Origin of the sequence: Streptomyces sp. NPDC018947, assembly GCF_044390505.1 — a bacterium.
Lineage (GTDB): Bacteria > Actinomycetota > Actinomycetes > Streptomycetales > Streptomycetaceae > Streptomyces.
Genome location: NZ_JBIRZD010000017.1, coordinates 172063 through 191982 on the forward strand (window position 1 = coordinate 172063; position 19920 = coordinate 191982).

General features: G+C 70.4%; 14 protein-coding genes and 1 pseudogene. 8 read left to right on the forward strand and 7 right to left on the reverse strand.

All coding sequences use genetic code 11. The features are described from left to right. Positions 1-117: 117 nt before the first annotated feature. A complete protein-coding gene (locus tag ACH499_RS28815; protein WP_399019376.1) occupies positions 118-1341 on the forward strand; it encodes a DMT family transporter in 1224 nt (407 codons plus the stop codon). On the opposite strand, the gene ACH499_RS28820 is transcribed toward ACH499_RS28815, so the two are convergent. Further along, the gene (locus ACH499_RS28820; protein WP_399019378.1) at positions 1331-2674 is read right to left on the reverse strand and encodes a transglycosylase family protein; all 1344 of its coding nucleotides are present in this window, start codon (positions 2672-2674) and stop codon (positions 1331-1333) included. The genes ACH499_RS28815 and ACH499_RS28820 overlap by 11 nt on opposite strands. Positions 2675-2969: 295 nt before the next feature. Between ACH499_RS28820 and gndA the strand changes: the two genes are divergently transcribed. After that, complete coding sequence (gene gndA, locus ACH499_RS28825) at positions 2970-4409, forward strand: NADP-dependent phosphogluconate dehydrogenase (protein ID WP_356203993.1); 1440 nt, start codon at positions 2970-2972, stop codon at positions 4407-4409. 612 nt (positions 4410-5021) lie between these two features. On the opposite strand, the gene ACH499_RS28830 is transcribed toward gndA, so the two are convergent. The 4 genes from ACH499_RS28830 to ACH499_RS28845 form a co-directional block, all read right to left on the reverse strand. Beyond that, positions 5022-5705: an aspartate/glutamate racemase family protein gene (locus tag ACH499_RS28830; protein WP_356203995.1), complete on the reverse strand. Its 684-nt coding sequence runs from the start codon at positions 5703-5705 to the stop codon at positions 5022-5024. A gap of 22 nt (positions 5706-5727) precedes the next feature. Further along, on the reverse strand, positions 5728-6072 hold the full coding sequence (locus ACH499_RS28835; protein WP_356203997.1) for a GNAT family N-acetyltransferase: 345 nt from the start codon (positions 6070-6072) through the stop codon (positions 5728-5730). A 34-nt stretch (positions 6073-6106) separates the two neighbouring features. Further along, positions 6107-6526 carry an aspartate 1-decarboxylase gene (gene panD / locus ACH499_RS28840; protein ID WP_399019381.1) on the reverse strand — a complete coding sequence of 140 codons (420 nt, stop codon included), beginning with the start codon at positions 6524-6526 and terminating at the stop codon, positions 6107-6109. 813 nt (positions 6527-7339) lie between these two features. Then, positions 7340-7669 (reverse strand): hypothetical protein, encoded by a 330-nt coding sequence (locus ACH499_RS28845; RefSeq protein WP_399019383.1) that lies wholly within the window; start codon positions 7667-7669, stop codon positions 7340-7342. Positions 7670-8490: 821 nt separating this feature from the next. On the opposite strand from ACH499_RS28845, the gene ACH499_RS28850 reads away from it, so the two are divergent. Genes ACH499_RS28850 through ACH499_RS28875 form a run of 6 tightly spaced genes read left to right on the forward strand, consistent with a single transcriptional unit; the run spans position 8491 to position 18273 of the window. After that, positions 8491-9264, forward strand: coding sequence for a hypothetical protein (locus tag ACH499_RS28850; RefSeq protein WP_399019385.1), 774 nt, complete (start codon positions 8491-8493; stop codon positions 9262-9264). Next, positions 9261-10919 (forward strand): hypothetical protein, encoded by a 1659-nt coding sequence (locus ACH499_RS28855; RefSeq protein ID WP_399019387.1) that lies wholly within the window; start codon positions 9261-9263, stop codon positions 10917-10919. Before ACH499_RS28850 ends, ACH499_RS28855 begins: the two co-directional genes overlap by 4 nt. Then, positions 10916-11530: a hypothetical protein gene (locus tag ACH499_RS28860; protein WP_399019389.1), complete on the forward strand. Its 615-nt coding sequence runs from the start codon at positions 10916-10918 to the stop codon at positions 11528-11530. The genes ACH499_RS28855 and ACH499_RS28860 overlap by 4 nt, the downstream gene beginning before the upstream one ends. Next, a complete protein-coding gene (locus ACH499_RS28865; protein ID WP_399019391.1) occupies positions 11527-13602 on the forward strand; it encodes an Hsp70 family protein in 2076 nt (691 codons plus the stop codon). The genes ACH499_RS28860 and ACH499_RS28865 overlap by 4 nt, the downstream gene beginning before the upstream one ends. A 2-nt stretch (positions 13603-13604) precedes the next feature. Then, entirely contained in the window at positions 13605-16535 is a 2931-nt protein-coding gene (locus tag ACH499_RS28870; protein ID WP_399019393.1) for a GTPase, read from the forward strand. Then, entirely contained in the window at positions 16516-18273 is a 1758-nt protein-coding gene (locus ACH499_RS28875; protein WP_399019395.1) for a GTPase, read from the forward strand. The genes ACH499_RS28870 and ACH499_RS28875 overlap by 20 nt, the downstream gene beginning before the upstream one ends. Positions 18274-18325: 52 nt before the next feature. Here ACH499_RS28875 and ACH499_RS28880 read toward each other — a convergent pair whose 3' ends face one another. Further along, positions 18326-18511 carry a DUF397 domain-containing protein gene (locus ACH499_RS28880; RefSeq protein ID WP_399019397.1) on the reverse strand — a complete coding sequence of 62 codons (186 nt, stop codon included), beginning with the start codon at positions 18509-18511 and terminating at the stop codon, positions 18326-18328. After that, positions 18508-19360 (reverse strand): annotated as a pseudogene (locus tag ACH499_RS28885) (Scr1 family TA system antitoxin-like transcriptional regulator). Before ACH499_RS28885 ends, ACH499_RS28880 begins: the two are co-directional and overlap by 4 nt. Positions 19361-19920 lie beyond the last annotated feature (560 nt).

The window sequence follows — 19920 nt, forward strand, 5'->3', positions numbered from 1 at the left end:
CAATGACTGCTCAGGGACGACGACGGGAAGAGCCCGGGACGGCATCGTGTTGTCCATGGAAGACGACCGTTCGCCGCGCCGGGCCCCGAGCCCCCGCCTCACGCAGAGGAGCCGCCGATGAGCGCCCTCGCGTTGTCCGTGCTGCTGTCGCTCGTCTCCGCCGTGGCGTACGCGGGCGGAGCGATCGTGCAGGAGCAGGTCGCGGTGTCCTCTCCCGGTGCCCAGTTCGCCCCGCTGCGCCGGCCCGGCTGGTGGGCGGCGGTCGCGCTGAACGGCCTCGGCGCGCTGCTGCACGTCGTGGCCCTCGCCTACGGTCCCCTGAGCCTGGTGCAGCCTCTGGGCGCCCTCACCATCGTGGTCGCGCTGCCGATGGCGGCGCTGTTCGTGGGCCGCAGGGCCGGTGCGACGGCCTGGCGGGGCGCGATCATGGCGACGGTCGGTCTCGCGGGTCTGCTGTCCCTGGTCGCCGCGTCCGACGCGCAGTCGCTGGACGCGGCGCAGCGTGTGGCGGTGGCCGTCGTGACCGCCGGGGCGATCGTGGCACTGATGATCGCCGCGCGGGCCGCGCACCGGCATCCCGCCGTGCGCAGCGTGCTGCTGGCGACCGCGTCCGGCATAGCATTCGGCATGTCGTCGGTGTTCACCAAGACGGTCGCGGTCGACTGGACCGGCGGAGTCGGCGGCGCCGACCTGCCGTCCCTCGCGGTCATCGGCGTGCTCGCCACCTCGGGCATGCTGCTGTCGCAGGCCTCCTACCGGGGCGCGGGCCTCGCGGCACCGCTGGCCACGCTCACGGTGGCCAACCCGGTGGTGGCGGCCGTGGTCGGCATCACGATGTTCGGCGAGACCTTCCGTCACGGCACGACCGGCACCGCGCTCGCCCTGAGCTGCGGGGTGGTGGCCGCGGGCGGCCTGATCCTGCTGACGACGGAACGGCTCGCGCGGGAGGCCGCGCAGGGCGACGGGGCGGACCGGGTGCCGGACGGAGCGGCGCCCGGTGCCGCCGCGCGGCCGGAGCAGGGTGGCTTCCTGCCCGACGGGGACGTACCGGCCGGCGAACGCCCGGTGCTCGCCGCGGACGGTGTGCTGCCCGCCGGCGCGGGCGGGCAGCCGGCCGTCGCCGTGGCGGGGCCGGGCAGGGTGGTCCTGCCGGCCCCGGCGACGACTCGGCCGGCGCCGCGGCTCTGGAAGGCCGTGGCCGCCGTGGAGCCCTGCGCGGCCCCGGAACCGGCGGCGGCACCAGCCGGGCCCGGGCCGATCGTGTCCTACGGCCCGTTCTACGGCGGTCCGTACGTCCCACTGCCGGTCCTCGACCGGCGCAGGGTGCGGATCAGATCCTGACGCCGCCGGCCCGGAGGTACGCCACCGGGTCGACGTCCGAACCGAAATCGGGCCCCGTCCGCACCTCGAAGTGCAGATGCGGGCCCGTGACGTTTCCGGTGGCGCCCGAGCGGCCGAGGCGCTGGCCGGCGCCGACGGACTGGCCGTTCCTGACGGAGATCGCCGACAGGTGCGCGTACTGCGAGTAGCGGCCGTCGGTGTGCCGGACCACCACCTGGTAGCCGTAGGAGCCGCCCCACCCGGCGCTGACGACCCGGCCCGCGGCGACCGACTTCACGGAGGTGCCGGTGGGGACGGGGAAGTCGACGCCGGTGTGGTAGCCCTTCGACCAGGACGAGCCCGACTGGTGGTACGGCGTGCCGGTGGAGGCGTCCACGGGGGCCACGAGGCCGTTCCCGCCGGAGGCCGAGGACGACTTCTCGGTCCGCTTCGGCTCGGTCTTCTTCTGCTGCTGCTCGGGTTCGGTCCGCTGCTTCTGCTGCTTCCTCGGTTCGGTCCGCTGCTTCTGCTGCTTCTTCGGTTCGGTCGGCTGCTTCTGCTGCTTCCTCGGTTCCGTCTTCGTGTTCTGCCGCTTCGGCTCGGCCTCGCGCTCCGTGTCCGTGCCGGTGCTCGGCGCCGGTGCGGAGGCCCGGCCGTTCAGCGCGAGCCGCTGGCCGGGCAGGATCAGGTCGGGGTCCGCGCCGATCGTGCGGCGGTTGGTCTCGTACAGTCGCTGCCAGCCGCCCTCGACGCGCCGGCCGTCGGCGATGCCGGACAGGGTGTCGCCGGTGACCACCGTGTACATGCGGGCCTTCCCGGCCCGGGACTGCGGGGTGGTCTGGGGCCGCACGTCGGCGGCCGCGGCGGACGCCCCGGCCAACTTCTCGGCGGTCTTCCCGGCGGAGGCCCCCGTGCTCTTGGTGGCACTCCTCTCGGCCCCCGCGCCGCCCGCCGGGCGGATGCCGGGGCTCTCGCCGCCCCGGCTCAGCCCGGCGCGGTCCGAGCACACCGGCCAGGCGCCCGGCCCCTGCCCGTCCAGCACCTTCTCCGCGACGGCGATCTGCTGGTCCTTGGTGGCCTGGTCGGCGCGCGGCGCGTACGCGGTCCCGCCGAAGGCCTCCCAGGTGGACTGGGTGAACTGCAGGCCGCCGAAGTAGCCGTTGCCGGTGTTGACGCCCCAGTCGCCGCTGGACTCGCAGGCGGCGACCTTGTCCCAGGTGTCCACGTCGGCCGCGTGAGCCGTGCCGGCGCCCATGAGCGGGAGCGCGATCCCGGCGCCGCCCGCGGTGACGGTCAGTGAGGCCCGGTTGATCCTGTTCGGCTGGTACCGGCGGTGCCGGCCGCGTGCGGCCATGGGTATCCCCCTCGACATGGCGTCAGGAGCGGCAAAAATATGCGCCGGTAACAGGCCATGACAAGACAGCAATCGGCCGCTTGGTCACACCGAGTGGCGGAGATGCGGCACCCGTTGGCCCGACCACTTCTCCGGCGGCCGAGCTACCCGCGCCTCCCCCGTGTACCGGAGTGCGCCGGGTCAGGAAGTGCGACCGCCGGACCGGCGCGTCACGATGGTCCGGCGGCGCACCGCCGCGCACGACGGCACCCCGGCCCCCGAGGTACCGGCCCGAAGGTCACGAGGAGCCCAGCCAATGAGCACTGCAGCGCAGATCGGCGTGACGGGACTGGCGGTCATGGGCCGCAACCTCGCCCGCAACTTCGCCCGCAACGGCTACACGGTCGCGGTGCACAACCGGACCGCGTCGCGCACGCGCGAGCTGGTGGAGGAGTTCGGGGGCGAGGGGGACTTCGTCGCGGCCGAGGCGCCCGAGGAGTTCGTGGCGGCACTGGAGCGCCCCCGGCGCCTGGTGGTCATGGTGAAGGCCGGGGAGCCGACCGACGCGGTGATCAAGGAGTTCGCCCCGCTGCTGGAGCCCGGCGACATGATCATCGACGGGGGCAACGCCCACTTCGCCGACACCCGGCGCCGGGAGCGCGAACTGCGCGAGCGGGGCGTCCACTTCGTCGGCACCGGCATCTCCGGCGGCGAGGAGGGCGCGCTCCACGGCCCGAGCATCATGCCGGGCGGCTCGACGGAGTCGTACGACTCGCTGGGCCCGATGCTGGAGAAGATCTCCGCGAAGGCGGCGGACGGGGCGCCCTGTGTGACCCATGTCGGCCCCGACGGCGCAGGGCACTTCGTGAAGATGGTGCACAACGGCATCGAGTACGCCGACATGCAGCTCATCGGCGAGGCGTACCAGTTGCTGCGCGACGTCGCCGGGTACTCCCCCGCGCAGATCGCGGACATCTTCCGCACCTGGAACACCGGACGCCTGGACTCGTACCTCATCGAGATCACGGCGGAGGTGCTGTCGCACGTGGACGCGGCGACGGGGAAGCCGTTCGTGGACGTGGTGGCCGACCGGGCGGAGCAGAAGGGCACGGGCCGCTGGACGGTGCAGATCGCCCTGGACCTGGGTGTGCCGGTGTCCGGCATCGCGGAGGCGGTCTTCGCGCGGTCGCTGTCGGGGCACGCGGCACTGCGGCAGGCCTCGCGCGGGCTGGCCGGGCCCAAGGCGTCGCCGCTCGGCGCGTCGGAGGCGGGGGCCTTCGCCGACCGGGTCGAGCAGGCGCTGTACGCCTCCAAGATCGTGTCGTACACCCAGGGCTTCCACGAGATCACGGCGGGCAGCGAGGAGTACGGCTGGGACATCGACCTGGGCGCGGTCGCCTCGATCTGGCGCGCCGGCTGCATCATCCGCGCGGCCTTCCTGGACCGCATCCGCGCCGCCTACGACGCCCGGCCGGAGCTGCCGAGCCTGCTGTCCGACGAGACGTTCGCCCGGGAGATCGCCGACGCCCAGGACGACTGGCGCGAGGTCCTGGTCGCCGCGACCCGCCAGGGCGTACCGGCCCCCGGCTTCTCCGCGGCCCTCGCCCACTACGACGCCCTGCGCGCCGAACGCCTCCCCGCCGCGCTGACGCAGGGGCAGCGGGACTTCTTCGGGGCGCACACGTACCGGCGGACGGACCGGGACGGTGTGTTCCACACGCTCTGGGGCGGGGACCGGTCGGAGGTCGTGGCTTAGGGGACTCTCGGGGGGCCGGGGCCGCGGGTCACGGCACGGGACGCGGACGGTCCGGAGGCGGGACGTGCTCGCGTGGGGCACCGCCGCGGACGGCGAGTCACGGCCGACGGCCCGGGGCCTGTGTCGGGGCCCCGGGCCGTGCGTCGGACGAGACGGGTCCGCCTCAGGTGAGGGGCGGCCCCGGTTCCGGGTTGGGTACGGGCTCCGGGCCCGGCGGGATCGGTGACGGTGACGGCTCCGGCGGGCCGGGATGCGGGGGCGGCGGAGTCGGCGGCGGCCCCGGTGTGGGGCCCGGGGGCGGGGGCGTGGGCCCGGGCCCCGGAGGCGGGGGCGTGGGCCCGGGGCCCGGCCCCGGAGGCTGGGGCGTCGGCTCGGGGCCGGGACCCGGCGGTGGCGGCGTCGGACCCGGGCCCGGCGTCGGAGGCGGGGGTGTCGGATCCGGGCCCGGGGTGGGTCCCGGGGTGGGCCCGGGCTGGACGGGATCCGGATACGGGTTGGTCATGGCGGTGTCCTCCGGCCAGTCGGTCGACATCGGCTCTGGACTTGTCCCCCGCCTACCCGACGGCTCCGTCCCCACTCACTCCCGCGCATGAAGGCGGCCGTCCAGGTGGCTCACAGACGCACGCCGTCGCCCGAAGGGCCGGGTCGGCCCGCCTTCAGGCCGAGCCGCACCGCCTCCGCCCCGGCGGCGAGCCCCGGTCCGGGACTGGCCAGCACCGGGATCCGGGTCCGCGCCCGTCGCCGGGCCGGTGCCATGGACGCCTGGGCCAGGACGATCGCGTCGGCGTCGGCGACCTCGTCGGCGGCCGCCGCCACGAGACGCGCGTAGCCGTCGCCGTCCCCGGCCTCGAAGCACGCCCAGGCACCGTCGACCAGGCACGTCCGCACCTCGACGGCGCGGCCGGCGCGCCGGGCCTCGTCGTGGACGAGCTCCGCGGTCGGCGCGAGCGTGCTCTCGAGCGCGGCGAGGACGACGACGCGCGGACCGGCGGCCACGGCGGCGGCGGCCATCGGCCGGTCGACCCTCAGCACCGGCACCCCGGCCGGGCCGGCGGCCTCCTCGGCGACGCCGCCGATGGTCGAGCACGTGCACAGCACGGCTCGCGCGCCCTCCCCGACGGCCCGCCGCAGCACCGCGAGGACGGCGTCCGACACCGCCTGCGGCCCCTCGCGCCGGGCCCGCTCCAGCAGTCCGGCGTCCACGTGGTGCCGCAGTACGAGACCGGGATGGGCCTCGTCGCGCAGGGAGTCGAAGACGGGCACGTGCACGGGCGAGGTGTGCAGCAGGGCCAGCACGGCGCGGGGGCTCCCGTCCTCGTCAGAACCGGCCGGGGTGCGCCACGAGCCATTCCTTCGCCGCGCGCAGCAGCTCGGGGGCGGCGGCGGGCGCTTCCTCGGGGTGACGCGCGGCCCACTTGACGACGTACGGGCACAGCGGGGCGACGACGACGCCCTCGTCGCGCGCCATGACGTACATGTGGCGCGCGAGCGAGCCGGCGATGCCCTTGCCCTCGTGGGCGGGCTCGACGATGGTGTGCACCGGGACGAGGGCGTGCTCGGGGGACTCCAGGACGAAGTACTCGATGTGGCCGACCACCTCTCCGTCGCCCCACGCCTCCAGGCGGCCCGCCGCCCGGTCGTCACGGATCTCGATGTCGCTCACCGGCACACGCTCCTTGTTCCCTGCGGGATCGAACTCAGGCCGACACGGCCTGCGGGCTGCGCTCCTGGTCGGAACCCGGTACGGGCTCGGAGGGATCACCGCCGAGGGCGACGATACGGTTGTCGCCGTCCACGTGCACCACCCGGGGCCGCAACGACCGCGCCTCGGCGTCGCCGACCTGGGCGTAGCTGATGATGATCACGAGGTCGCCGGGGTGCACGAGATGGGCCGCGGCCCCGTTGATCCCGACCACACCGGACCCCCGCTCCCCCTCGATGACATACGTCTCGAGCCGGGCGCCGTTGGTGATGTCCACGATGTGCACGAGCTCACCGGGCAGCAGATCGGCGGCGTCCAGCAGATCGGCGTCGATCGTCACGGATCCCACGTAGTGCAGGTCAGCCTGGGTGACGGTGGCGCGGTGGATCTTGGACTTGAACATTGTACGAAGCATGGAAAAGGTCCTGTTCTGTCTGCTCCCTGCCCGCTTTTTGCAGGTCAAGGGCGGTCTTCGGAGACTACAACTATTCGCATCTTCGGTCAGCTGTCTGCAGGTGTTTCAGGACTCACACTGACCCATTGCTGACTTCACTGATGGGCCATCAGCCCTCAGGGTCATGATTCGCTGGCCGCTGCAACGTCGCCGCACCAGTGGGCTACGCGGTCGCACCAGAGTTGCAGGAGCGTGGTCGTGACCCACGTCGCTCGGGCGTCCAGCGCCGGTGGTGACGCGGTAGTCACCTGTTCAGCAACCCGTACGGCGGCCTGTCGTGCGCAGGGCTTTCGGCGACGAGGGTGACGCAGAGGGTGGCCAGGCCGGCATCCCGCACCGTGCGTTGCCGCCCCAGTGGGCTGTCTCGGAACGTCGATGACAGGCGACACGACTTGAGAGGTCCTTCACACCACATGGCGAAGCAGCCGGAGCGGGATGCCGATCGTGGATGGGGTGGACCGCCTACGTCATCCGCGCAGTAGGTCACCGTGCCCCACCTGCGCGCAGAGGCGGTTCCGTTTCTCCCTCGTACGCGAGATGGAGTTCACGGCGGGCCCGGGTCGCCAGGACGCAGTACGTCATGCGCTGGACGGGTCGAGGTGGGATCGACCGCCGCGTCTGTATGCATGTCGGGGAGCGCGTACGTCGAGAGCTTGAGGCCTTTGGAGGGGTCGAACTTCTGCGCGCCCGCATCAGGCCCAGCGCGCCATGCTGGAGCAGGTCGTCGTAGTTCAGCCCCTGTTCCAGATACCGGGGCGCCATCTTGTGCACGACTCACTGGTTTCGCAGGGCAAGACAGTCGCGGGCGCGGATCCGGAGGTCGTCGTGCGACAGGCCGCTCAGAGTGTCGTCGTCGGGTTCCTCGGCCAGACGGTCGGGTCCTCCTTGTGGCAGCACGGCAAGTCCGACTTCCGCCTCGGCGCTCAGCAGACGCGTGTCCGCCCGCCGCCGGAAGCGGTCGTTCTCCTGGACGGTCAGCGCGGCGGCCACTGCGGTCGTGAAGTCGCCTCCGGTCGCCGTCTCCGAAAAAAGGGAAGGGCTCGTCCACCGGAACGCCCTCGAATTCACGTTCCCCGGCGTCGGTGAGATCAGTGAGATCGTCACCGGCCATCGAGGCGGCTGCCTGACTTCTGACCGCCTCCCCCTTGGGCCGCCCCACCCGCACCACCACCTCGGCGGTCGCGATGGTCTCGCCCCGAATCCGTACCCCGGCCCGCAGGGCCACCACGTCCCGCGCGCCGAGTCCGGCCGGCCGGGCCACACCGTCGAGGGCGCGCGGCGTCCCATCCCTCGGCATCCACATACCGGCCCAACAGGACCCGAACCACGCCGCCGGAAGGGAAGGCGGGGCTGGACACAATTTCTTCACGAAACCGTGCAACCTTTTCCGCATTCGAGCCGTCACCGTCTGCATGCGCCACCGCCTCAGGCCGGGCTGGCCCCAGCCCGGCCAGCTCCTCGCGAAGCCGCTCCCGCTCGATGTCGCCGAGCCCAGCGCGCGGACCTGCTCCGCGAACACGGATTCCGGCGCGGCGCCGTCCACCGGCGCACGGTGCAGGCGGGTCAGCCATCCGGCCAGGGCGACCTTGAGGCCGACTTCGTCGCCCGCCCGGCTCCCCTGCGCGCCACCCGCGGCGGCTCGGCCGGACTCCCGCCCCGGCGCGCCGACTGGCACCTCAGACGCTCCGGCCGACTGTTGTCCCACACCACCCGCCCCCGATGGCAACGCCCACCGTAGGGTGACGTGTTGACGATGCTAACAGACTGAAAGCATTCCACTAGTGCCCTACTTCGTGTACGGTTGCAGACACCGGACTCCCGCTCTGCCACGATGAGCAGTGCGCGACGAATGCAGGGGGCACGTTCCGTTTCCCCGCCTCCAGCGCGAGGCAGGGACGGCACGACAGAGGACGAGGGGAGCGGCAGTGAGCCAGGAGCTGCTGGACGGCAGGTTCCGCATCGGGCATGTCATCGGCAAGGGCAACATGGGTGAGGTTCACCGGGCCGAGGATCTCCAGGCAGCCGAGGGCACCCCTGAGCGCACAGTCGCCGTCAAGACCATCCTGCGCCGCCGCACGGGAACCCGGATTGACACCGGAGCGGATCCCAAGGCCATAAAGTTTCCACTGATGCTCCCTCGCGTCTCTCCTAGCCTCACGGCAGCATTGATCGCATCCCAAAGTTCTCTTGTCTTCGATTGCGTGTGCCGCCAGAAGGTTGGCGCGATCAGCGTGATGTTGTTCATCTGGAAGCAACTGCCCGTCCCTCATCCCGACGACCTGGCCCCCCACACCCCCTTCCTCATTCGCCGAACGCTCGAACTCCTCTACACATCCTGGGAGATGGAGCCTCTAGCCAAGGACCTCGGCGACACCGGCGCTCCCTTCACCTGGAACGAAGACCGCCGAGCCCAACTCCGAGCCGAACTGGACGCCTACTTCCTCCACCTCTACGGAGTCTCCGCCGAGGACGCCGACTACATCCTGGAGTCCTTCCAGACCGAGAACGGCGGCCTCAAGAACAACGAGATCGCCAAGTACGGCGAATACCGCACCAAGCGCCTGGTCCTCACCGAGTACAACCGCATGGCCGCCGCCGGCCTCACCCTGGAGACCCCGCTCATCGACGGCGAGAACTACACCTCCACTCTCACCCCGCCCCCCGGCCACGGCCCCCGCCACGAAGGAGCCGCGGAGTGACGAGTCCGCCGTCGGCCAGCGGGGCGGGGCAGCCCGTGTCGGGGGCGCGGGCCGAGGCGGTCGCACGGGAGCGGGAGCGGCTGAGGGCGCTCAGGGAACGCCGCGAAGCCCAGAGTTCGGACGCGGGGGTCGACGGGTTCACCGTACGCAGGTGGCGGAAAGTAGGGGTGTTCGGAGCCCAGGCGGTACTGCAGGCCCATGCTCTGCTCCAACAACTCGCATCCCTCGCACAGGACGCGACACACGACGCCCTGGCCGACGCCCTGCGCGACGAACCGGACGACCGGCTGCTACCCGCCGTGCGGACCATCCTCGAACGAGCCGACCCAGCCACGGTCGCCGCGGCGCTTACGGCCGTCCATGGGGGCGGCTTCCTATGGCTGACCGAGGTCGGGGAGCAACGGCTCACCTCCCTGACAGCGGGCGACGACACGCTCGCCGTCTCCGGGAGCGAGGACCCCTCTGGGGCCTTCGCCCTCCTCTCGGCGCTCGCGACGGTTGGTGCGGCCACCTTCCCACCTCGGATGCTGCCGCGTGCCCTTCCCTGGATACCGCTGAGCGTCCTCGACGACCTCATTGACGCCGGAGCGGTCGGCCCCGAGCATCAGCCCTGGCAGTACCGGGCCGATGAGCCGGAGCACGCGTACCTCAAAGCCCGGCTGGTTCCCGATCAGGTAACCGCCGAGCAGGCAACTGCGCTGGAGTGGACAGCCAGGCAGCGGCGGAACGCGTTTCTCGCCGGGGACGAGCCACTGCACTCCGCCGGCGACGTCTACGACCTCCTGGAGCGAGTCGCCGACGGCGATGCTTCAGTGGTGAAGGAGCTCGAAAGGAAGCTGCCCCGCGATCTGGTGCTCCGGCTGCGGCGGCTTCTGGACGGGGTCGCTGTCGGCAACTGGGACCGGGACATCTGGGAGGACCGGGGTCTGTGGCGGCTCATCTTCTCCCTGTGGGAACCCAAGGCCGCCGTCAATCCGTCGCGCTCACCCCTGCACGCGCTCATGGCCCTGCGTCAGGCCTACGACCTGCTGTGCCTGAACGACCTCGCCCGGGCGTCGTCCCAGATAGACAAGCTGATGTCGTTCGAGACCGCTGACCCTGCCTATCGGGCCGAGGTCCTCAACTTCCATGCGTACACGCTGCTGCTCCGGGAGGACCTGGACGAGGCGGCCGTCGTCCTGAAGGGGATCAGCGGATCGCGCGAGCCGGCCGAGTCCAACCTCCGCATGGTCGAGCTCCGTCGGGCGGTTCCCCGCAACGAGAGACCGGCAGCGTCCAACCCCTACCTGGACCTCGGGCTGCCGCACGGCGCGCCGAGCTGGGAGACCCGGTACCGGGACCTCCGCCGGGAGCATGTTCACGATGTGGACATGAGCGCGCGGCTCAACAGCGCGATGAAACGCATCAGAGACGCCGAACGCGACGAGGACTCGTCCGGGTTCTTCGTGCTGCCGCTCGACGCGGACGTGTTCGAGCTTCCTGGCGAGGTGCCGGTCACCCTGGTCCCTCCCCTGGCCCCGCTGACCAGGCGAACAACCCCTCATTCTCCCGAAGGCCTCGGGCTCGTGCGGCAGCGAGCGGTGGCGGATCTGCTGCCCCACCTGCTCAGCACCCCCCGGCGCCCCGATCGCAGCTCAAGGATGCACACACAGTGAAGAAGGTGCCCCGCAGCCAGCGGAAGACCACAGCGGCCCCCAAGCGGGTTGCCCCCAAGGGGAACAACGGCCTCAAACATCGTCGGGAGAAGCAGCGGGCGGCGGCCGACGTCCCCAAGGACTCCCCGCGCACCTACCGCCCCGAGGAGCTACTCAGCCCTCACATGCTGCTCTCCCGTTTCACCGAGCGGGCCACCGACCTCCTGACCGCTGTTCCGGAGGAGGAGCGCCCCACACAGGCCGCTGTGACGGCTGCCTTGCGCCAGGCCGTTCTGGAGGCGTTTCGCTCGCGGGAGGAGTACGTGGCCCGGATGGTCGAGGTCGATCTGCTCGCCGGCGCACCCAACCAGAGTGCCGGTTCGCTTCGTAAGGGCATCCGGTCAGCCTTGCTGGACCAAGGCGTGCGGTGCGTGGACTCACCCGACGGCGAAAGCGAGCTCTTCGTGGTGGTGGAAGGCGAAGGTGAGACGTTCGAGGTGCTGCGCCCGGCCTACGTGGACCAGGCCACAGGCAAGCTGGTGCTCTCCGGACAACTGCGCCGCCTGCCCGGGCCCGACGGAGGGGACCACTCTGCCGAGGACGACGAGACGCCGAACGGGGAGGGCGTGTGACCGCCACCGGGATCGATTTCGGCACCACCAACTCCGTGGTGGCCCAGTGGATGGGCGACGAAGCCGACGTGCTGCTGCTGGATGCCCACCACATCGACGCCGATTGGCGCCATCCCGGCTTCGAGTACCTCTTCCCGTCGGTGGTGGGCATGAGTTCGCTGCGTCGGGGGGCGTTGTTCGGGTGGGAGGCCAAGCTCCGCTCCGAGGAGGCGGCCGAGGCCTGCAAGCGACTCCTCAAGAGCGACGAGTACGTCACGATCCAGGGCCGTAGGTTCGCGGCCACGACAGTGGCGGCTGGTGTCTTCCAGGCCATGCGAGAGGGCGCGGAGCACAACCTCACCGCCATCGACCAGGCCGTGATCACTGTGCCCGCCAATGCCACGGGTGCCGCGCGCTATCGCACGCGCGCCGCCGCGCAGTTCGCGGGTATCGAGGTCCTGGCACTGCTCAACGAGCCGACGGCAGCCGCGATCTCCTACGTGCACGAGTTGCAAGAGGCCCGCACCATCCTGGTCTTCGACTGGGGTGGCGGCACGATCGACGTGACTGTGCTCGACTACCAGGACGGGTTCTTCGAGGAGCTCGCGTCACGGGGTGTGACCGAGCTGGGCGGTCTGGAGATCGACCGCCGGCTGCGCGACCTCGTCCTCGAACGGGCTCCGGCACGATCGGCGTGGACGCCTGCGCAGGAGCGGCAGTTCGGGCTGGACGTGGAGCGCAGCAAGATCCGTCTGTCCTCCGAGGACTCCGTCACCGTCAGGACTCCGGACGGTGACACCGTCGAGGTGTGGCAGGAGGAGCTGGAGGACGCCATCACCGACCTCGTGGACCGCGCCCTGGCACCGGTCCAGCAGTGCCTCGCCGACCTGCACATGGCCCCTCTGGACGTGGACGCGGTGCTGCTGATCGGCGGCACGAGCCAGATCCCGAGCGTCCGGGCGGCGGTCGCCGAGGTCATGCAGCAGCAGCCCGTCGCGGTCGAACTGTGCGATCCCATGACGGCGGTCGCCCGCGGCGCCTCCATCGCGGCAGCTGTGCTGTCGGGGGAGGTTGACGGCGTTATCCAGGTGGCAACGAGCCATGCCCTGGGCACGGTCGTCACGGACGACACCGGGCAGCGGAAGTTCAGTCAGATCATCCCGCGCAACTCACCGCTGCCTTGGAAGGAACGCAAGAACTACACACCGCGCCGGGACAACGCCCGCAGCCTTACCGTGGAGATCTGGGAAGGCGACCCGGACCGGCCCCTGGACCACCCTGACAACGTGCAGTTGACGGATCTCCGTCTCACCTACGCGGAGCCCCGGGCTCGTGAGGACTCCCGCTTCCTACTGGAATACACGTACGACACGAACGGCCTTCTCCGCGTCAAGGCGACCCTTGAACGTACCGGTGAGGAGGTCCTGAACGAGGAGATCAAGAGTTTCAGCTCCGGCGGTCCGACACCGGCGGTACGCAAGGAACTCGAAGACCTGCTAGCGGGCAACACGGTCACCGGGCCGACCCCGGCACAGATGCCGAAGGCTGCCACGGGCCCGGCGCCCGCCGTGTTCGTGGTCGACGGCTCCAACCTCGCGTGGATCGGCAGATCGCCGCAGCAGCCCGGCGTGTACGGCGACGACGACCGGCCGTCGTACGCCCAACTCCGGTCCGCCCGCACCGCCTTGACCTCGAACCATCCGGGTGCCGTCCTGCATGTCGTGGTCGACGCCACGTTCCGGCACAAGGTCGCGGAGGAGGAGCGGGCGGCGGTGGAGGCGGCGCTCGGCAAGGGGGAGATCATCCAGCCTCCGGCCGGAACCGAGGGGAAGGGCGACGCGCTGGTCACGGCCATCGCGGAGGACACACAGGGCACGGTCGTCACCAACGACAACTACGTCGAACTGCAGGGCAGATACCCCTGGTTGCGGGACAAGAAGCGGGTCCTCGGGGCCACCCTGACCCGGGGCATGTGGGTGTTCACCCCGCGCACCTGTGTGCCGCCACGCCACCGGATCCCCCAGCAGGCCCTGATTCCCCCGGGCCCCGGCCCGCTCCCCACGTTCCGCTACCACCGTCCGCATGAGGAGTAGCGGTGACTGACAGGACGAGTCCCAGAACCGAGATCCTGGCCCTCCTGCTCGAACCTCTGGGTGTCGACGCCATGGCCGGACAGGCCGCACTCCGGCGGCTCGCCGAGAACGTGGACACGGTGGCCCAAGCGTACGGGTGTGCCGGTCTGCCCGCGTCCGGGAGCACGCTTCCGTGGGTCTCCGAGGCCGTGTCGGCGTGCGTCGAGGAACACGAACTGGCTCGTCCGGCAGCGGCCCGGGGCGAAGCCAGAGCTCTGCGGGAGTTGACGCGGCTCGAAGGAGTACAGCCACGCCTTGAGGCACTTGAGGGTGTCCCGGTGGACGCGCTTCGGGCGGACCTCGCGGCGGTGGCAGTCGCAGAACGGCTGCTGCCCGAAGTCCTTGAGCCGTGCCGTCGCGCGGATCAGGACTGGCCCGAGGAAATCTGGCGCTCGATCCGCGACATCGACGTCGAGAGCGCGCTGGCCGACCTGAACCGCCCCCGCGTCACCCGGCAGGCAGCAGCCGCACGGGAACTCGTACTCCAGCACAGCGTTTCGGCAGCTCGGGATCTGCGCAACCGGGATCTGGTGACGCGGCTTGAGAAGGTGCAAAACTTCGTTGCGGCGGAGCAGGCGTACGAGGCGTTCCTCTCCGCACGACCGGGGTGGTGGCGCTGGCTCGGGCCGGACGCGCGGTCCGGGTTCAGGTCGGACCGGCGTGACGCCCTGGTGTGGGCGATCGAGGCCCGCGACACCGGCGCCGTGTCGGGAAGCGCTCTGGAGCTGCTCGCGGCGGACGACGCGCGGGCCGTGGTCGAACACGCGTCGGCGACGGCCTCCGTAACCACTACCGCATCCCTGTCCCGACCACCTGCCACGAGTTCGGCCGCACGGCTCGTGTTGGGGCTCCTGGCAGTCGCCTCCCGGCACGACGTCGACCAGCTGCGCGCTCTTGAGTCCTGGTACACGAAGAACGTCGCGCTGCTCGACCGCGTGGCAGCGGCCATGGATGTACGGGGAGCAGAACCCGGACTCCGTGCGGCCCTCGACCCCCTGGTCGGCGAACTCGCGCTGGCCCCCGGGGCGGTGGACACGAGCCGCTCGGACTACCGCGACATCCAGTCCGCTCTTCGGGCCGAGGTCGAGGCTCGCCTTCAGCGAACGCCGTACTCGGAGCACGCGATGGAGAGCGAGGAACTCGTCGGCGTCATCGGCCGCCTCGGAACGCTCGAACGCGAACTGGGCGATGCCATGCGGCCCCTGCCCGCGGTCAGAGGCAGGCTGCTCGTGGCCATCGTCGGAAGGACCAAGTCCGGGAAGACCACGCTTCGCAAAGCCCTGACGCGTGACGCGGACCGATCCGGGATCGGACGAGGGGCGCACCGCACCACACGGAAGACCTCCGCGTTCGACGTCGGCTCCGTGACCTACCTGGACACGCCCGGCTTCGCCGCGAAGGACGACGACTTCGATGCGCAGCGCGCGCGGGCGGCGTGCGACAGCGCCGACGCGGTCATCTGGAACTACGCCGACACGCTGCGCGACGAGGAGTCCGCGGAACTCCGGCGGCTTCTCCTCTCGGGGAAACCCCTGCTGGCTGTCGTCAATGTGAAGGGGCTGGTCGACACACCTGTCCGCCTTCAGCTCTTCGCCGATCGCCCGGACAGAGAGTTCAAGTCGGCGCCGGGGCACGCCGTTCGGATCGAACAGGTTGCCAGAGCGGTCGGAGTCGCACCGCCCGTCATCCTCGCGGTCCACTCAGGTGCCGCGCACGAGGCGCTGTCCACGGAGGATCGCGAGCTGGCAGACAGGGCCCTGCGGGCGAGTAGGTTGCCCGAGCTGGAGCAGTCCCTCGCCCAGCTACTGGCCGAGCGCGCGATTCCGCTTCGTGCCGTTCGGCTGGCCGAAGGTGTGCGGGCGCCGCTCGCCGCGTTCCACGACCGGGCGGTCGAGGAACTCCGTCAGATCGGTCTCGCGCTCGGCGAACTCGAACGCTCAGCGATGAGTGAATGGGTCGCGTTGCTCGAAGCTTTCCGGATCGCGGGCCGAAACGCGCGCGAGCGACTCGAAGCCGCGCGTCACCATGCCAAAGAACGGTTGCCGGATGTGGTTCGGGACCTGGGCGGCGTGGATCACGCGCAGCGGTGGAGCGACTTCATCACCGGTCTGGAGTTGGAAGGACTCTTCTTCAGTCTTGAGAGCGAGTTCGAGCAGGAGGCGCTGCAACGGGGAAGGGTTCTACGCGCGCGGGCGAGCGCCGCAGAGCGTCAGGACGACGCGCATCCGCGTGTACGACCGCGTCCTGATGTGAAGGTCGTGAGCCTGAACACCGGCACGGCGGCTGCCAAGGGAGCGGCCACAGCCCTCCTGAGCTCCTTCGCCGCCAAGGGGATCCCCAAGAAGCTCGCGGTCCCCCCTCCCGCGGCGGCGGCGGTCTACGTGGCGGAGACCCTGGCCGGAGCGGCGAAAGCGGTGAGCAGTGAGGTTGACCGCGCGCGGCAGGTGAAGGACAAGTGGACCAGAGCAACCTCGGCCGCGGCCGCGGCCAGCCTCGATGAGCTGTTCGACCGGGTCGCAGCGCAGTTGGCGCGAGTGGTCGATGACGCGACGGCTCAAGTCGATGCCCAGTCCGAAGCGCAGTCCGCGGACATCAGCAGCACGCGGGAGCGATTCGATCAGCTCCGTCGGCTGCGGTCGGCCGTGCGGTCCGCCCTCGATGCGATCGACCTCGTCCTGGTGCGCCGGCTCCAGGCCCTTGCGGGCGGGGACCCGACGATGATCCGTCAGGCACGCCGAACGCCGGGAGTCGAACTCCGCGTCTGGACCGACGCATCCCGCATTGCGGAAGTACGGGCGTGTCTCCAGGACCACCTCGTGGATGTCCTCACCGAGCGGATCGAAATCTGCTCGGATTCGAGAAGCGGAGAGAGCGATGGGACCGCAGATGACTGACGGCGATCCGGTTGACACGTTCGAGAGCGACGAGGGTCCGAACACCCGTGTCCTCGCGCTGAGTACACGGGCTGAAGAGGTCCTGAACGCTCACCTTCGTACTCGGGACCTGGTGGCGAGCCTGCCCCACGCGGACACGAGCCCGCTACGGATCGCGCTCCTGGGTCCTTACAGCGCCGGGAAGTCGATGCTCATCGCGGCACTGCGCCGGCTCCCGTCGGCCGATGTCGAGGAACTCGTCGACGCGGCTCCCAAGACGCACGAGGCGACGCCGCACCCGTGGAACGGCGTGACGCTGGTCGACCTGCCCGGGACGCTGTCGGGCAACGACGAGCATTCCGATGCGGCGCGGCGTGGTGTGCGGGGTGCGGACGCGCTGATGATCGTGACAACGAGCGAACTACCAGGCGAGTCGGAGACCAGGGCGATGCTGCAGGCGCTCGATGCCGACGGGTTCGCTGACCGAAGTGTGGTCGTCGTCAACAAGATGAGCGCCGAGAACAGCGATCGCGACGTCATCCTCGACGAGATACGCAAGCGACTCGGTCCCTTCGCCGACCGTGTCCCGATCGTCCCGACCGACGCACGCGACTACGTCGATGCGATCAACGACCCCAAACTCACGGACTTTCAGAGTGAGTTGCTTGTCACGGGGAGCGGTATCGACGCTCTTACAGCCGAATTGCGGAGAATCATCGCACCTGGCGTCGGCGGTGTCCGCCCCAAGGCGCAGGCATTCGAACTCCTCCGGGTTCTGGCGGACGCCGAACGGAAGTGGGTACTGGACGGCGAGGACCTCACTGCCGCGGAGACTGCGGAGAAGGTCGAGAAGGCGATCTCCCGGGCGAAGGACAGTGTGATGAGCGCCCTGGAGAGGGAGAGCGAGGTCGTCGCTTCCAAGATCAGAACGGCGGGGGACAGGACCGCTGTCGGCGTCTCGGAGAAGGATGGCGTCGTCCCCGTCGATGTCGCTCGTGCCATCAGCGAGGAACTGGTCCGCGCTGGCACCGACTTCGACGCCAAGTTCTCCTCATCGTTGAGGACGGCGTTCGATGCTCTGGTCGCCGAGTACGGACCCGGTGTGCCTGAGCCTGAAGCCTGGGTAAACGACCTCGACTCACCCGAGACGACGATCGACGCCGCCCCGGATGACGCATCACCGTTTGAACGTGCGGTCAGGGAAGCGGCGGAGAAGGCCGCGAAGGCGGGCGTCAGAAAGGTGCACGAGTGGATCGGAAAGGTCGCAGCCGGCGGTAGCACGTCGGGAAACGCGGCCTCCGACATCGCGACCTGGCTCAACAAGAGCCGAGTGGGCCAGAAGGTGCTCGACGCCGGCGGGAAGATCACCAACGGCGTGGGCAAGTTCAAGCCGTGGGGCAAGGGCAAGGCTGCCAACAAGGTCGCCAGCACGGCCGGCAAGGTGCAGTGGGTGCTGGCGGTCATGGGCCCGTTGATGGACTTGAAGAGTGTCGCGCAGGACCAGGGCAAGTGGATGGGGATCAACAAGCACCGGAAGATGATCAGGGATCACTTCGACGAAGAGGCGCGCAAACAGCGGACCATTCTCACTGACGCCGGTGAGCAGCACCTGAGCGAGTGGATCGCCGAGGTGGAACAGTCGCTCAGCGGTCTCACCAAGCAGGGTGCGGAGATCAGCGCTGAGCGTGAAACAGCGTTGGAGGCGATCGAGAGCCTCCGCGACCAGGCCGAGAAGCTTGTCAGGCCTGCCGCCGAATGACCCGGTTTCCCGGCGGTGAACGTCACCGCGCGACCGCCGGGACGAACACGGCTCAGGCCTCCGCCGCGAACCCCACGAACCGCGACCACTCCTCACGCCCGACGGCGAAATGAGGTCGCGTCACGTCCTTGGAGTCCCGTACGTGGATTGCCTGCTCAGTGACGGCGACCTCCACGCAGTCGTCGCCCTGGCTGCCGCTGTAGCTGGACTTGAACCAGGCGAGTTCCGTCGTGCTCATAGCTCTCCTCGCAGTCGCTCCAACAGACCCCGTGAGTCTCTGGGGTTCAGGGCCTGAGAGCGCAGTGTGTCATAGCGCTGCTGAAGGAGGCTTACCTCTTTCACGTCGGCAATCAGCCGCCCGTTCTGCTGCCCTTCGGAGTACGCGAACCGCCGTCCCTCCGGGGTTTCCAGCAGCCGCACCGGCCCATCCAGACACGCATGCAACCCCGCTTCCAACGGAACGATCTGAAGCGTCACGTTGCGCGGCGCGCTGCGTTCCAGCACATGGTCGAGCATGGCCCGCATCTGCTCCACGTTCCCGAATCGCCGCCGGAACACGTTCTCCTCGACAATGAAGCTGAACGGCACGGTCGGCCGCTCGTACAGCATCCGCTGCCTCTCCATCCGGACAGCGAGCAGGGTCTCCAGCTCCTCGTCCGTGATCACCGGAATAGTGCCCTCGAACACCGCCCGCGCATACCCCTCCGACTGCAACAACCCCCGGTACCAGCCTGCACTCGTACGTGCACAGGCTCACCACGACCTTCTCCAGCCGGGCCCACCGCCGGAACCAGGCCGCCAGCCCCGCCTCGCCCCGCGTCAGATGCCCCGCCGCCTTCCGCAGCGCCCCCGTGTTCCCCAGCACCTCCTCCGCACGCTCCACGAACGACTCGTCGGGCATCCGCCGCCCCAACTCCACGGATTCCACGGTATGTTTGGAGAACCAGACCCGCGCCCCGAAGTCCACCCGGCTGAGCCCCGCATGCTCACGCAGAGCCTGGACGACGGCCCCGAAGGTCCGCAGACTGTCGGAGGGGTCGGGCTCGCGCTCCCAGTCGCAAGCCGTCACGTCGCTGCTGTGCGTCATACGCGGCCACCTCCAGGTGCGTACGTCCTCTGCGGCATCCCCGCGATTGACAGCACCCACAGTGACGGCAAGATCCCCGTACCGTCCACAGAACGTGCCCGTACGCTGACGCACCGTACGGACCGTGCTACTGGAACACACCCCCGCACGCCGCCACGGTTTCCCCATGAACGCCTCCCCGCCACAACTTAGCGTTACCGTACGCACGTTCGCGCAGCGACTCTCCTCCACCCGCCGCGGCGCCCGCCTCGCCCGACTCCTGGCCGTGGAACGGCTGACCGCCTGGGGGATGTCACCCCGAGTCATCGAGCGAGCTGAACACATCGTCGCGGAGCTGGCCGCCAACGCCGCGCTGCACGGCCGCGTCCAGGGCCGTGACTTCCTTCTGGCGCTGACGCCGGACGACGCGGCCGGCACCCTCCGCATCGCGGTGAGCGACACGCGGGGCGAGTACCGCCCTGCGGTGGGGGGGGGGGGGGGGGGGGGGGGGGGGGGGGGGGGGGGGGGGGGGGGGGGGGGGGGGGGGGGGGGGGGGGGGGGGGGGGGGGGGGGGGGGGGGG

What these genes read in the sequence shown, in the direction of transcription:
- ACH499_RS28815 (WP_399019376.1), top strand. Translation starts at nt 118, where the DNA reads ATGAGCGCCCTCGCGTTGTCCGTGCTGCTGTCGCTCGTCTCCGCCGTG.
- ACH499_RS28820 (WP_399019378.1), bottom strand. Translation starts at nt 2,674, where the DNA reads ATGGCCGCACGCGGCCGGCACCGCCGGTACCAGCCGAACAGGATCAAC.
- gndA (WP_356203993.1), top strand. Translation starts at nt 2,970, where the DNA reads ATGAGCACTGCAGCGCAGATCGGCGTGACGGGACTGGCGGTCATGGGC.
- panD (WP_399019381.1), bottom strand. Translation starts at nt 6,526, where the DNA reads ATGCTTCGTACAATGTTCAAGTCCAAGATCCACCGCGCCACCGTCACC.
- ACH499_RS28875 (WP_399019395.1), top strand. Translation starts at nt 16,516, where the DNA reads ATGGGACCGCAGATGACTGACGGCGATCCGGTTGACACGTTCGAGAGC.
- ACH499_RS28880 (WP_399019397.1), bottom strand. Translation starts at nt 18,511, where the DNA reads ATGAGCACGACGGAACTCGCCTGGTTCAAGTCCAGCTACAGCGGCAGC.